The organism is Cellulosimicrobium sp. NPDC055967 (assembly GCF_042269845.1).
Lineage (GTDB): Bacteria > Actinomycetota > Actinomycetes > Actinomycetales > Cellulomonadaceae > Cellulosimicrobium.
Genome location: NZ_JBHJYJ010000010.1, coordinates 29,882 through 43,494, shown reverse-complemented (window position 1 = coordinate 43,494; position 13,613 = coordinate 29,882). Strand labels below are relative to the sequence as shown.

The following is a 13,613-nucleotide window of genomic DNA, read 5'->3' as shown; positions in this document are numbered from 1 at the left end:
GGTCAGAGCTCGGACTGCGCGACGCGGCGCACCCGCGCCTTGTGCCCGCTCAGGAGCGTGTCGAACGGGGGCTCGCCCAGCTCGTCGTTCGGGCTGAACAGCCACTCGAGGATCCCGGCGTCGTCGAACCCGGCGTCGGTGAGCACCACGATCGTGCCCTGCAGGCTCGACAGGACGCCCACCCGGCCGCTCTCGTCCGGACGGCCGGCGTTCGCCGGGTCGACGAGGTGCAGCGGCACGAGGAAGCGGGCCGGGATCTGGAACGTCGTGCGCTCGCCGCGCTTCACGCCGACGACGCGGCGCTCCTGCACGATGCGGCGCACCTTGCCGACGTCGGTACCGAGCGCCTCGGCGACGTCGGGGAGGGTCAGCCACTCGCCGACCAGGTCGTCGAGGGTCGGGCGGGGGCTGGGGTCGCGGTCGGTCACCGGGCAAGCCTACGGCGTGCCTCCACACGACACCCACGCCGTGCGCGCCCGCGCTCACCGGATCGCGACGTCGGGCCACCTAGACTCTCTCCCGTGGCCACCGTGACGACCGATCCCCTCGTCGGCCGCCTGGTCGACGGGCGGTACGAGGTCGTCTCGCGCATCGCGCGAGGCGGCATGGCGACGGTGTACCTGGCCGTCGACCGGCGGCTCGAGCGCGAGGTCGCGCTCAAGGTCATGCACGCCCACCTCGCCGAGGGCGCGTCCGGCGCCGACTTCGTCTCGCGCTTCCGCCGCGAGGCGCGCGCGGCGGCCCGCCTCACGCACCCCGGCCTCGTCGCCGTGTACGACCAGGGGCTCGACGGCGACACGAGCTACCTCACGATGGAGTACGTGGCGGGCTCGAACCTGCGCCGCGCGATGCTCACCGAGCGCACCCTGCCGCTGGGCCGCACGCTCGACGTGCTCGAGGACGTCCTCGACGCGCTCGCCGCCGCCCACCGCGCCGGGCTCGTGCACCGCGACATCAAGCCGGAGAACGTGCTCCTCGACACCGAGGGCCGGCTCAAGGTCACCGACTTCGGGCTCGCGCGCGCGGTCAACGAGGTCACGGCGACGACGACCGGCACCATCCTCGGGACCGTCGCCTACCTCTCCCCCGAGCTCATCGCGACGGGCGCGTGCGACGCGCGGACCGACGTCTACGCCGTGGGCATCCTCGCGTACGAGATGCTGCTGGGCACGGTCCCGCACACCGGCACGACTCCCATCCAGGTCGCGTTCCAGCACGTCAACAACGACGTACCGCCGCCCTCGGACGTCGCCCCGTGGATCCCGCCGGAGGTCGACGACCTGCTGTGCGCGCTCGCCGCGCGCGACCCCGCCGACCGCCCCGCCGACGCCGGCGCTGCGCTCGCGCTCGTGCGCTCGGTCCGCGCGGCGCTCGACCCGGCCGACCTCGAGCGGCGCGTCGACCCGCCCGCGGGCGCGACCGTCGACGGACCCCCGGCCGAGGGCCCCGGGCCCGGCCCGACGACGGAGCACCGGTCCGCGGCGACCGCACCCCTCGCCGCGCTCAGCCTGCAGGACCGCGAGGCCGCCGGCCTCACCGAGCCGCTCGCCGTAGGGCACGTCGTCGTCCCGACGACGCGGCCGGGCCCGCCGCCACCTCCCGCTCCCCCGGTCACGGCGCGACGCCGCGGGCGAGGCCGGGCGGTCGTCTGGTCGCTCGTCGTCCTGCTCGTCCTCGCGGGGGCCGGCGGCGGCGCGGCCTGGTGGTTCTCCTCCGGGCCGGGCGCGTACACGCAGGTCCCCGGCGGGCTCGTCGAGGCGTCCCGGACCGAGGCCGCCGCGATCCTGGACGGGGCGGGCCTCGACCACACGGTCGAGGAGCGTTACGACGACGCCGTGCCGGAGGGCGCCGTCGTGGCGACCGACCCGGCGTCCGGCGAGGACGTACGCAAGGACGGCAGCGTGCAGCTCGTCGTGTCGAAGGGCGTGCGGATGCTCACGGTGCCGACCGGCCTGGTGGGCGCGACGCAGGAGGAGGCGACCGCCGCGATCGAGGGCGCCGACCTGACCCTCGGCGACCCCGTCCCCACGCCGCACGACGAGGTGCCGTCGGGCCAGGTCATGGCCGTGAAGGACCCCGACGGCAACGTCATCGAGGAGGGCGCCACGATCCGGCACGACGTCCCGGTCGTGCTCACGGTCTCGTCGGGCCCGGCGCCCGTCGTCGTGCCGCAGGTCACGGGCTCCGAGAAGGACGCCGCGGTCCAGGCGCTGGAGGACCAGGGCCTCGTCGCCGCGGTGACGGAGGAGTACTCCGAGTCCGTCGCCGCGGGCCTCGTGGTCCGCCAGGACCCCGAGCAGGGCACCGACGCGCACCGGACGGACACGGTGAACGTCGTGGTGTCGCTCGGTCCCCCGCTCGTCGAGGTGCCCAACACCTACTCGATGAACGTCAAGGCCGCCGAGAAGGCGCTCACCGACGCGGGGTTCACGGTCGAGGTCCGGCACCCCCAGGGCATCAGCCCGCTCAACATCGTCTACGCCCAGGACCCTCCGGGCGGCGACGGTCGCACCGCCCCGAAGGGCTCGACGATCGTCATCAACGTCTTCTGACGTCGACTCCCGAGCAGTGCCGCTCAGCGGCGAAGCATCTCCGCGACCTGGAACGCCATCTCCAGCGACTGCTGGTGGTTGAGGCGCGGGTCGACGAGGGTCTCGTAGCGCAGGGCCAGGCCCGCGTCGTCGATCTCCTCGCTGCCGCCGAGCACCTCGGTCACGTCGTCGCCCGTGAGCTCGACGTGCAGCCCGCCCGGGACGGTCCCCGCGGCGCGGTGCACCTCGAAGAAGCCGCGCACCTCGTCGAGGACGTCGTCGAACCGGCGCGTCTTGTAGCCGCTCGCCGACGTGATGGTGTTGCCGTGCATCGGGTCGGTGACCCACGTGACGGGCACGCCGGCCCGGGACACGGCCTCGACGAGCGGGGGCAGCGCGTCACGGACGTTCCCCGCGCCCATGCGCGTGACGAACGTCAGGCGGCCCTCGACGTCGTCCGGGTTGAGCCGGCGCGCGAGCTCCAGCGCGACCTCGGGCGTCGTGGTCGGCCCGAGCTTGACGCCGATCGGGTTCGCGACGCGCGACAGGAAGTCGACGTGCGCACCGTCCAGCTGGCGCGTGCGCTCGCCGATCCACAGGAAGTGGGCCGACGTGTCGTACGCGTCGCCCGTGCGCGTGTCGCGGCGCGTGAGCGCGCGCTCGTAGTCCAGGACGAGGGCCTCGTGGCTGACGAAGAACTCCACCGTGCGCAGGGCGTCGAAGTCGGCGCCGCACGCGTCCATGAAGCGGATCGCGCGGTCGATCTCCGACGCCGTCTGCTCGTAGCGCGCGTAGGCCGGGTTCCGCATGAAGCCGCGGTTCCACTCGTGCACCTGGCGCAGGTCGGCGAAGCCCCCGCTCGTGAAGGCCCGCACGACGTTCCACGTCGCCGACGAGATCTGGTACGCCTGGACGAGGCGCTCCGGGTCGGGCACGCGCGCCTCGGGCGTGAACGCGTGGCCGTTGATCATGTCGCCGCGGTAGGCGGGCAGCGTCACGCCGTCGCGCGTCTCCGAGTCGGAGCTGCGCGGCTTCGCGTACTGCCCGGCCATCCGGCCCATCTTCACGACGGGCATGCTCGCGCCGTGCGTGAGGATGACCGCCATCTGGAGGATGGTGCGGATCTTGTTGCGGATGCGGTCGGCGTTCGCCTCGGCGAACGTCTCGGCGCAGTCGCCCCCCTGCAGGAGGAACGCCTCGCCCCGCCCGGCCGCGGCCAGGCGGGAGCGCAGCGTGTCGGCCGCGGCGGGCACCACGAGCGGCGCGGAGGCCGCCAGCCGGTCCCGGACGGCGTCGAGCGCCGCCTCGTCCGGCCACGTCGGCTGCTGGAGCGCGACGAGCGTGCGGAAGTGGTCGAGCCCGGCGTCGGTCCCCGGCTCGCTCGTGGTGGTCATCCCGCTCCCCGGATCAGTGCGCGGCGGGTGCCGCGGCGACGAGCGGCTGGCCGATGCCGCCGAGCAGCTCGCCGAACCACTGCTGCGTGACGTCGAACGCCTTGCCGCCGGCGATGCGCGGGAACTCGATCGCGCGCAGGCGGTCGCCGTTCTCCTCGTCGTGCCCGATGACGCCCGACTCGCCGCGCAGCGCGCACTCGACCGCGAGGTCGGTCATCGACTTGATGAGGCGCAGGTCCTCGGCGTTCGCGGCCGCGGCGCGCGAGTAGTAGCCGGACTTCTGGACCATGACCTTCTCGGCGCCCAGCTTGTCGGCGAACTGCTTGGCGAACCACTGGCCGGGGTTGACGGTGTCGAGCTTGACGTGGCCGAACGGGTCGCGCTGGACCTCCTCGCCCGCCGCCTCGAGCTGCGCGACGATCTCGTGCATGCCGGCGCCCTCGGACAGGAAGATGTTGACGTTGCCCTGCTCGTCCATGATCGCCTTGAGGCGCTCGGCCTCGGCGTCGATGTCGAGCGCGAGCTCGGGCAGGAACACCGCGTGCACGTCCCAGCGCTCGCGTGTCAGGCCGAGGGCCGGGGCCCACTCCTGCGCGTCGAGCCACTTGCGGTACTCCGCCGCGGACGCGGCGGTGAGCCACCCGCAGTGGCGGCCCATGACCTCGTGCACGATGAGCATGCGCGGGCCCGAGCGGTGCTCGCCGATGACGTTCGCGGCGAAGCCCGCCGCCTCCTCGGCCGCGGTCCAGGCGCCGAGCGACTGACGGATCGGGATCACGTCGTTGTCGATCGTCTTGGGCAGGCCCACGACGGTGAGCTCGTAGCCGTTGTCGTGCAGGTACGCGGCGAGGTCGGCCGCCGTCGTGTTGGTGTCGTCGCCACCGATGGTGTGCAGGACGTCGACGCCGTCCGCCTTGAGCTGCTCCGCCGCGACCTGCAGCGGGTCCTGGCCCTCCTGGACGAGGCCGCGCTTGACGCAGTCGGCCGCGTTCGTCAGCTTGACGCGCGAGTTGCCGATCGGCGAGCCGCCGAAGCGGTGCAGGATGCCCGCCTGCTTGCGGCCCTCCTCGTCCACGACGATCTTCGTGCCCGTCAGGAGGCCGTGGTAGCCGTACTGGTAGGCGATGATCTCGATCTCCGGGTCGAGCTCCGTGTACCGCTCGATGAGGCCCCCGACGGCGGAGGACAGGCACGGGGCGAAACCGCCCGCGGTGAGGAGGGCGACGCGACGAACCGACATGTGAACTCAGAACCTCTCGTAGGACGGATCCTGGCCGGACGGACGCGGTCCGGCGGGGTGGCGGCGACGGCGGCGGGCACGTGCCCCGCGAGGGGCACCGTGAGCGAAGTGCGACCGGCCGTCGCTCAGTCTACTGACGCCGCGCCGGGCTCCGGCGGCGGTTCCGGGACCTGGACGTCGGGGGCCGGACGGCCGCCGGGCGCCCCGCCCGCCTCCTCGGACTCGGTGTGCCCCGCGGCGAGGCGCGCCTTGGCCGTCGCGGCGTAGATGTCGACGTACTCCTGGCCGGACAGCCGCATGATCGCGTACTGGATCTCGTCGGCGACGGCGCGCAGGATGAAGCGGTCGTTCTCCATGCCCCGGTAGCGGGAGAAGTCGAGCGGCTCGCCGACGACGACCCCGATGCGCATGGGCTTGGGGATGACCTTGCCGATCGGCTGGGCGATGTTCGTGCCGACCATCGCGACCGGGACGACGGGGGCGCCCGACTCGAGCGCGAGGCGCGCGACGCCCGTCTTGCCGCGGTACAGCCGCCCGTCGGGGCTGCGCGTCCCCTCGGGGTAGATGCCGAACAGGTCGCCCTCGCGCAGGACGCGCAGACCGGTCTCGAGCGCGGCCTCGCTCGCCTTGCCGCCCGACCGGTCGACGGGGATCGTGCCGACCCCGCGCATGAACCCGGCCGTCAGGCGCCCCTTGACCCCCGTGCCCGTGAAGTAGTCGGACTTCCCGAGGAACTGGACCTTGCGGTCGAGCACGAGCGGCAGGATGAAGGAGTCGATCACCGCGAGGTGGTTGCTCGCGAGGATCGCCCCGCCCTCGTCCGGCACGTGCTCGACGCCCCGCGTCCAGGGACGGTACAGGAGCCGCAGGATCGGGCCGACCATCACCTGCTTCATGAACCAGTAGAACAACGTTCCTCCTCGCGGGGTCCCGGCGCGGGACGTGCATCCGACTCTAGAGTGATTCCTATGGCCGCACCGAACGCCCAGCCGGACTCCCCGCAGCCCGACGACGGACCCGAGCCCACGCCCGACGACGCGTCGCGGGGTCCGGAGCACCCCGAGCCCGACGACGAGAGCGCCCGGCAGGGCGACGCGCCGCGCGAGCCGGCGCTCGACGTCGAGGCGCAGTGGGCCGGCATCGTGGCCGAGCTCTCCGACCTGTCCGACCTTGACGACGACGCGCGCGGGCCCGAGGACGGCGGCGGGCCCACGGACGGCACCGACGGGCCGTCGCCCGCGCCGCGCGAGGGCCGCGACGTGCTCGGGTCCGTGCCCGTCGCGCCCTGGGTCCGCACGAGCGGTCCCCGCGACTGGCCGACGACGCCGGAGGTCGAGGACCTCGAGGAGGCGGAGAGCCACTTCGTGCCGCCGGACCCGCCGCTCGTCCTGGGCCGCGACCCGCTCCTCACCATGGCGTGGGCCCTGGTCGTCGGCGTGCCGGTGCTGCTGCTCGTCGTGCTCGTCGTGGTGCGCCCGTACCCGGTGATCGTCGCGCAGGTGGGCGGCGGGGCGTTCCTCGCCGGGCTCGCGATCCTCCTCTGGCGCATGCCGCACCGCCGCGAGGACGACGACGAGGGCCCGGGCGCCGTCGTCTGACGCCCGGGCCCCGTCAGGACCAGGTGGTCGCCGGTCCGCGTCCGAGTACGGATGCTCAGCGGCGCGCGAGGTCCGCCGCGCCGACGATCCCGGCCTCGTTGCCGTGCTCGGCGAGCTCGATGCGCGCCTCGGGGCGATGCCCGCGCGCCGAGAGCTGGTCCGCGAACGCGCGGCGCACCGGCTGGAGCAGCAGGTCGCCTGCTGCGCCGACGCCACCGCCGATGACGATGAGCTCCGGGTCGAGCAGCGCCGTCACCGAGGCCGCGCCCTCGCCGATCCAGCGGCCGAGGTTCGCGAGCAGCTCGACCGCGAGGTCGTCGCCCTCCTGGGCGGCCTGCGTGATCTGGGGGCCGTTGAGCTTCTCCGGGTCGCCGCCGCAGATCTCCAGGAGGCGGGTCGCGCGGTCGGGCTGGGCGATGAGCGCGTTCTGCCCGTCGCGCACCAGGGCGCGGCCGGACGCGTACTGCTCCCAGCAGCCCTCGTGGCCGCAGCCGCAGTAGTGCCCGCCCGGCACGACGCGCATGTGCCCCACCTCGGCTGCGACGCCCCACTTGCCGCGCACGAGCTCGCGGTCGACGACGATCGCGCCCCCGAGCCCGGTCCCGACCGTGAGCATGAGCATGTCGGTCGCGTCGCGCGCGACGCCGAACTGGAACTCCGCCCAGCCCGCCGCGTTGGCGTCGTTCTCGACGACGATCGGCACGTCGGTGCCCCCGATGAGCTCGCGCACGTTGCGCGCGAGCGGGTACTCGCGCCACGCGATGTTCGGGGCGAAGAGCACCGACGTCCGGTCGGGGCTGACGAAGCCCGCCGCGGCGAGGCCCATCGCGCCGACCTCGTGCTCGGCGGTCAGCTCGGCATACACGTCGGCGATGGCACGGTCGATGCTCGCGACGTCGTCGGGCTCGGTGTCGCGGCGCGTCTGGACGAGGATCTCGCCCTTCTCGTCGACGACCCCGGCCGCGATCTTCGTCCCGCCGATGTCCACACCGATGGCGTGCATGTCCCGTCCTCACTCGCTCGGTAACCGCTGACTAACCGCTGGCTGGAAGCCTCACGCTGCAGGTGCTGCCCGTCGCCGGGCGACGCACGACCACGGCTCGCGACCCCGCGCCCGGGTGGTCCTGCCGGAACTCCGCGCCCGCGCGAAACGTTGCGCAAGCAGCGCACAGCACCTGAAGCCTACCGACATCGGCAGGTCCCGGGCACACACCGCCACTGGGTAGGGTTCTCCCACCGTCGACTACTGCCACTGGAGCCAGAATGGACGAGATCAGCGCCCCACGGATCGTCGAAGTCGATCCGTCGAAGAACCTCAACGACCTGCTCGCGAGCCGAGTCGCGGCCGACCCGGCCGCGCCGCTGGTCGAGCGCCGCGCCGGCGCCGACGGCACGTGGCAGGCGCTCAGCGCACGGGACTTCGACGCCGAGGTCGTCGCCGTGGCGAAGGGGCTCGTCGCGCGCGGGATCCAGCCGGGCGACCACGTGGGCATCATGTCGCGCACGCGCTACGAGTGGACGCTCCTGGACTGGGCCACGTGGGCGGCCGGCGCGGTGCCGGTGCCGCTGTACGAGACGTCGAGCGCGGAGCAGGTCCAGTGGATCCTGTCGGACGCCGACGTCCGGCTGCTCGTCGTCGAGACGGAGGCGCACGCGGCGACCGTGGGCGAGGTGCGCGACCAGGTCCCGGCGCTCGGCGACGTCCTCGTGATCGACTCGGGCGCCGTGGCGACCCTGACGGCCGACGGGGCCGACGTGGAGGACGCCGAGATCGCGCGGCGCCGCGGCCTGGCGAACCTCGCCGACGTCGCGACGATCATCTACACGTCGGGCACGACCGGGCGCCCCAAGGGCGCGGAGCTCACGCACCAGAACTTCTACTCGCTCACCGTGAACGCGGTGGCCGCGGTGCCGGAGGTGTTCGGCGAGCCGGGCGGTCGCACGCTGCTGTTCATGCCGCTCGCGCACGTGTTCGCGCGGTTCATCGGCGTGCTGGTCGTGGCCGGCGGGACGGTCCTGGGCCACACGCCGGACACCAAGACGCTGCTCGACGACCTCGGCACCTTCAAGCCGACGTACATCCTCTCGGTGCCGCGCGTGTTCGAGAAGGTCTACAACTCGTCCGAGCAGAAGGCCGCCGCGGGCGGCAAGCTCAAGATCTTCCACTGGGCGGCGGCCACGGCGATCGCCTACTCGCGCGCCCTGGACGAGCCGTCGGGCCCGGGCATCGGGCTGCGCCTGCAGCACAAGGTCGCCGACGCGCTCGTGTTCAAGAAGCTGCGCCACGCGCTCGGCGGCCGCGCGAAGTACGCGGTGTCCGGCGGCGCGCCGCTCGGCGACCGGCTGGGGCACTTCTACCGCGGCATCGGCGTGCGCATCCTCGAGGGCTACGGGCTCACCGAGTCGACGGCGCCGACGAGCGTCAACCGCCCCGCGACCACGAAGATCGGGACGGTGGGCGAGCAGCTCCCGGGCTGCGGGGCGCGCATCGCCGAGGACGGCGAGATCCTGCTGAAGGGCGACCACATCTTCCGCGGCTACCACAACAACGAGCAGGCCACGGCGGACGCGTTCGTCGACGGCTGGTTCCGCACGGGCGACCTCGGCTCGCTCGACGCGGACGGGTTCCTGCGCATCACGGGCCGCAAGAAGGAGATCATCGTGACCGCGGGCGGCAAGAACGTCGCCCCCGCCGTCCTCGAGGACCGCATCCGCGCCCACGCGCTCGTCTCGCAGTGCGTCGTCGTCGGCGACCAGAAGCCGTTCATCGGCGCGCTCGTCACGCTCGACCCCGAGGGGCTGCCGGGCTGGGCGAGCATGCACGGCAAGGAGGCCATGTCGATCGAGGACGCGGCCAAGGACCCGGACGTCCTCGCCGCGCTCGACGCCGCCGTGACGCGCGCCAACCAGGCCGTGTCGCGCGCGGAGTCCATCCGCAAGTTCACCGTGCTCACCACCGACTTCACGGTCGAGAACGGCTACCTCACGCCGTCGCTCAAGGTGAAGCGGAGCGAGGTGCTCAAGGACTTCGCGGCCGACGTCGAGGCGATCTACGTCGACGGTCCCGCCCCGGTCCGCTGACGTCCGTCTCCCCGGGACCACCCGCACGGCGGGTCCATCCGCACGGCCCTCCACGGCAACCCGCCGGGAGGGCCGTGCGGCGCCGCGTCAGCGGCGGGCGAGCCGCGCGAGGAGCGCCTGCGCCGGGACGCACACGGCACCCATCGCCTGCACGTCGTCGGACACCGCACGATCGCTCGTCACGACGACGACCGGACGGCCCGCGGGCTCGGCGGCGACCAGGCGCCGGATGAGGTCGTCGGCGATCTCTCCCGACGAGAACAGCACGCGCACGCCGCGCGGGGCGTGCACGGGGCGGACGGCGGTGTCCGCCCCGTCGAAGCAGACCGTGACCTCGGTTCCCCCGGCCGCTACGCGCAGGAGCCCGCTGAGGAGCCGGTCGCGCTGCTCGGCGAGCGTGAGCTCCCCGAAGCCGGTCTTGGTCACGTTGTAGCCGTCGACGACGAGGTGGGTGCGCGGGACCGACAGGAGGTCGCCGAGCAGCGCGGGGTCGTCCGCCGCGCGCCCGCGCGACCCGGGCCTCGGCCGTAGGGTCGCGTCCGGCAGGGCAGCGGCGACGTCGTCGGCCGGGGTCGTCGTGGCAGGCCCCAGCGCGAGCTCGCGCCGGAGCCCGGCCGCCGCGTCGACCACCGTGTCGAGCAGGAGCCGCGCGCGTGCCGTCGCGACGTCGGCCGCCGACGTCCGCGCCCGACGCGCCTCGTCCCTCTCCGCACGCGCCCGGGCGAGCTCGACCCCCGCGGCGCGACGCTCCTCGCGCGCGTCGCGCAGCGCCCCCTCCGCCTCCGCGCGCTCGGCCGCCGCCGTCTCGCGGGCCGCCCGGGCCTCCGCCCGCGCGCGGTCGGCGTCCGCCCGCAGCCGCCGCTCGGCGCGCCGCGCGCCCGCGAGCTCCGCCGTCGCCGAGTCAGCGCGTGCCACGGCGTCGCGCGTCTGCGCCCGCAGCTCCTCGACCTGCGCGGCCAACCGGTCGCGGTCGCGGCGCAACCGGGCGACCTCGCTGCGCTCCGAGCGCTCGGTCCGCAGCGTCGTGTCGAGCGCGCGGGCGCTCTCGACGGTCGCCTCCCAGCCGTCCGGGCGCAGCAGGAAGGCTCCGGCGGCACGCTCGCGGACGAGGGCGGGCGAGGTGGCCTCCGCGTCGGCCCGTGCCGCGACGACGTCGTCGCCCGCCGCCGCCGCGCGAGCCTCGGGCGGTCCCTGGTCGTCGAGGACCGGCACCTCCGGCGGTGCGCCCGTCCCGCTCCCGTGCTCGCGCGACCAGGCGGCGGCGACCGCGTGCCGGAACCCGGCGTCGTCGACCAGGGCGCGCCACAACGGCGCCGCCCCGGCCGACGCGCGCCGGCGCGGGGCGAAGGCCTTGACCCGCTGCAGGGCCACGGGGACGAGGACCGGGTCGAGCGTGCCGAGCACGTCCGCGGCGGCCTCGACGAGCAGCGCGCGCACCGCCGGCGGGACGCCGCCGTCAGGTCCCTCCTCGTCCGACCTCTCGGCCACCATCCCCGCCTCCTGCATGTCTGCCGTCGGAGCACCGTCGGACATTTCGTCCCCGATCGTCCCGATTCCCGAGCACCACCCTATGCCGTGCCGAGGGCGTCGCCGCGGGACACGACGAACGGTGTCGGTGGCCGTCGCTAACCTCGCCGCCATGTCGTCCGGACCCCTCCTCACCTCCTCCCGCGAGGGGTCCGTGCCGCGGGGCGTGCCCGTCCAGCCCACGCTCGACGACCTGGGGACGCCCCTGCGCGACGTGACGTTCGTCGTCGTCGACCTGGAGACCACGGGCGGGTCGCCCGCGGGCGCCGGCATCACGGAGATCGGCGCCGTGAAGGTGCGCGGCGGCGAGGTGCTCGGCGAGTTCCAGACGCTCGTCGACCCCGGCGTGCCCGTCCCCGCCTTCGTCGCCCGGCTCACGGGGATCACCTCGTCCATGGTCGCGACGGCGCCGCGCATCGAGGCCGTGCTGCCGAGCTTCCTGGAGTTCGCCCGCGACGCCGTGCTCGTCGCGCACAACGCCCCGTTCGACATCTCGTTCCTCAAGGCCGCGTGCCGGGCCGCGGAGTACGAGTGGCCCGGGAACCAGGTGCTCGACACCGTCCCGCTCGCGCGCCGCGTCGTGACGCGCGACGAGGCCCCCAACCACAAGCTCGCGACCCTCGCCGCCCTGTTCCGGGCCACGGTGACGCCCGAGCACCGCGCGCTCGCCGACGCGCGCGCCACGGTGGACGTCCTGCACGCGCTCCTGGCGCGGCTCGGGCCGCTGGGCGTCACCCACCTCGAGGACCTGGCGGGCGCGACGGACCCCGTCCCCCAGGACGTCCGGCGCAAGCGGCACCTCGCGGACGGACTCCCGGACGCGCCGGGCGTCTACCTCTTCCGCGGGCCCGGGGACGAGGTCCTCTACGTCGGCACGTCGACGTCGATCCGGCGCCGCGTCCGGTCCTACTTCACCCGCTCGGAGAAGCGCAGCCGCATCACCGAGATGGTGCGCGTCGCGCACGCCGTCACCCCGGTCGTGTGCGCGACGCCGCTCGAGGCGCAGGTGCGCGAGCTGCGCCTCATCGCGGAGCACGCGCCACGCTACAACCGGCGGTCGCGCCACCCCGAGCGCATGACCTGGGTCCGGCTCACGGACGAGACGTACCCGCGCCTGTCCGTCGTGCGCGACGTGCGGGCCCCGGCCGCCCACATCGGGCCGTTCGCGTCCAAGCACCAGGCCCAGGCCGCCGTCGACGCCCTCCACGACGCGTTCCCGCTGCGCCAGTGCACGCGCCGGCTCCCCGTCGTCGCCTCGCCGGGGGCCACGGCGTGCGTCCTCGCCGAGATGGGACGGTGCTCGGCCCCGTGCACGACCGCCGAGCGCGACACCGGCTACGCGGCCGTCGCCGACGGCGTGCGGGAGGCGTTCGAGTCGGACCCGTCCCACGTCGTCGCGGAGCTCGGGCGCCGGATCGTCGCGCTCTCGCGCGACGAACGGTTCGAGCAGGCAGGAGAGCTCACGCACCGGCTGCGAGCCTTCCTCACGGGCGCCGCGCGAGCCCAGCGGCTCGCCCCGCTCGCGGCGTGCGCCGAGCTCGTCGCCGCCCGCGCGACAGACGCGGGCGGGTGGGAGATCGTCGTGGTGCGGCACGCGCGCCTGGCCGCGACCGGGGTGAGCGAGCCCGGCGTCGACCCGTGGCCGCTCGTCGACGCCCTCGTCGCGACGGCGGAGACCGTCGCGCCGCCCGTGCCGCCCGCCCCGGCGAGCCACCCCCACGAGGCCGAGATCCTGCTGTCCTGGCTCCAGGAGCCGGGTGTGCGGATCGTCGACGTCACCGGCCCGTGGGCGTGCCCGGTCCGGTCCGCGGGGTCGCACGTGGACCTCGCCGCCACGGCGCGCGACGTCGCGCGCCACGCCGACCCGGGCGACCGCCCCGACCTGTCGCACGCGGTGCCCGGCGTGACCGTAGAGTGGTCGCCAGTCGACGACCCGACCCCGGAGGAACCATGCTGACCGCCATCGTCCTGATCGACACCGAGCCCGACCGCATCCCCGAGGTCGCGTCCGAGGTCGCGGACCTCCGCGGCGTCAGCGAGGTCTACTCGGTCACGGGCAAGGCGGACCTGGTCGCGATGGTGCGCGTCCAGGAGCACGACCAGCTCGCCGACGTCATCGCGGACCGCATCAGCAAGGTCCCCGGGGTCGTGCGCACGGAGACGTTCATCGCGTTCCGCGCCTACTCGAACGTCGACCTCGAGCAGGCGTTCGCGCTCGGCCTCGACGACTGACGGGCCGCCC

General features: G+C 74.4%; 11 protein-coding genes. 5 read left to right on the top strand and 6 right to left on the bottom strand.

Going from position 1 to position 13,613, the window contains the following annotated elements; all coding sequences use genetic code 11:
• Window positions 1-2: 2 nt before the first annotated feature.
• Window positions 3-428, bottom strand: a complete 426-nt coding sequence (locus ACFC2L_RS13800) for an Rv2175c family DNA-binding protein (protein WP_375824859.1) — start codon at window positions 426-428, stop codon at window positions 3-5.
• 93 nt (window positions 429-521) lie between these two features.
• On the opposite strand from ACFC2L_RS13800, the gene ACFC2L_RS13795 reads away from it, so the two are divergent.
• Window positions 522-2,552, top strand: coding sequence for a PASTA domain-containing protein (locus tag ACFC2L_RS13795; RefSeq protein WP_375824858.1), 2,031 nt, complete (start codon window positions 522-524; stop codon window positions 2,550-2,552).
• 23 nt (window positions 2,553-2,575) lie between these two features.
• Here ACFC2L_RS13795 and ACFC2L_RS13790 read toward each other — a convergent pair whose 3' ends face one another.
• The 3 genes from ACFC2L_RS13790 to ACFC2L_RS13780 form a co-directional block, all read right to left on the bottom strand.
• Complete coding sequence (locus tag ACFC2L_RS13790) at window positions 2,576-3,925, bottom strand: class II 3-deoxy-7-phosphoheptulonate synthase (protein WP_375824857.1); 1,350 nt, start codon at window positions 3,923-3,925, stop codon at window positions 2,576-2,578.
• Between the two features lie 13 nt (window positions 3,926-3,938).
• On the bottom strand, window positions 3,939-5,165 hold the full coding sequence (locus tag ACFC2L_RS13785) for a pyrophosphate--fructose-6-phosphate 1-phosphotransferase (protein ID WP_375824856.1): 1,227 nt from the start codon (window positions 5,163-5,165) through the stop codon (window positions 3,939-3,941).
• A 125-nt stretch (window positions 5,166-5,290) separates the two neighbouring features.
• Entirely contained in the window at window positions 5,291-6,076 is a 786-nt protein-coding gene (locus ACFC2L_RS13780; RefSeq protein ID WP_375824855.1) for a lysophospholipid acyltransferase family protein, read from the bottom strand.
• A gap of 57 nt (window positions 6,077-6,133) precedes the next feature.
• On the opposite strand from ACFC2L_RS13780, the gene ACFC2L_RS13775 reads away from it, so the two are divergent.
• On the top strand, window positions 6,134-6,763 hold the full coding sequence (locus ACFC2L_RS13775) for a hypothetical protein (protein WP_375824854.1): 630 nt from the start codon (window positions 6,134-6,136) through the stop codon (window positions 6,761-6,763).
• Window positions 6,764-6,818: 55 nt separating this feature from the next.
• Here ACFC2L_RS13775 and ACFC2L_RS13770 read toward each other — a convergent pair whose 3' ends face one another.
• On the bottom strand, window positions 6,819-7,766 hold the full coding sequence (locus tag ACFC2L_RS13770) for an ROK family glucokinase (RefSeq protein ID WP_253050031.1): 948 nt from the start codon (window positions 7,764-7,766) through the stop codon (window positions 6,819-6,821).
• Window positions 7,767-8,026: 260 nt separating this feature from the next.
• Between ACFC2L_RS13770 and ACFC2L_RS13765 the strand changes: the two genes are divergently transcribed.
• On the top strand, window positions 8,027-9,844 hold the full coding sequence (locus tag ACFC2L_RS13765; RefSeq protein ID WP_375824853.1) for an AMP-dependent synthetase/ligase: 1,818 nt from the start codon (window positions 8,027-8,029) through the stop codon (window positions 9,842-9,844).
• Between the two features lie 87 nt (window positions 9,845-9,931).
• Here ACFC2L_RS13765 and ACFC2L_RS13760 read toward each other — a convergent pair whose 3' ends face one another.
• On the bottom strand, window positions 9,932-11,335 hold the full coding sequence (locus tag ACFC2L_RS13760; RefSeq protein WP_375824852.1) for an NYN domain-containing protein: 1,404 nt from the start codon (window positions 11,333-11,335) through the stop codon (window positions 9,932-9,934).
• A 148-nt stretch (window positions 11,336-11,483) separates the two neighbouring features.
• On the opposite strand from ACFC2L_RS13760, the gene ACFC2L_RS13755 reads away from it, so the two are divergent.
• Window positions 11,484-13,328 (top strand): DEDD exonuclease domain-containing protein, encoded by a 1,845-nt coding sequence (locus ACFC2L_RS13755; RefSeq protein WP_375824851.1) that lies wholly within the window; start codon window positions 11,484-11,486, stop codon window positions 13,326-13,328.
• Window positions 13,322-13,603 carry an Lrp/AsnC family transcriptional regulator gene (locus ACFC2L_RS13750; RefSeq protein ID WP_087472312.1) on the top strand — a complete coding sequence of 94 codons (282 nt, stop codon included), beginning with the start codon at window positions 13,322-13,324 and terminating at the stop codon, window positions 13,601-13,603. The genes ACFC2L_RS13755 and ACFC2L_RS13750 overlap by 7 nt, the downstream gene beginning before the upstream one ends.
• Window positions 13,604-13,613: the final 10 nt, after the last annotated feature.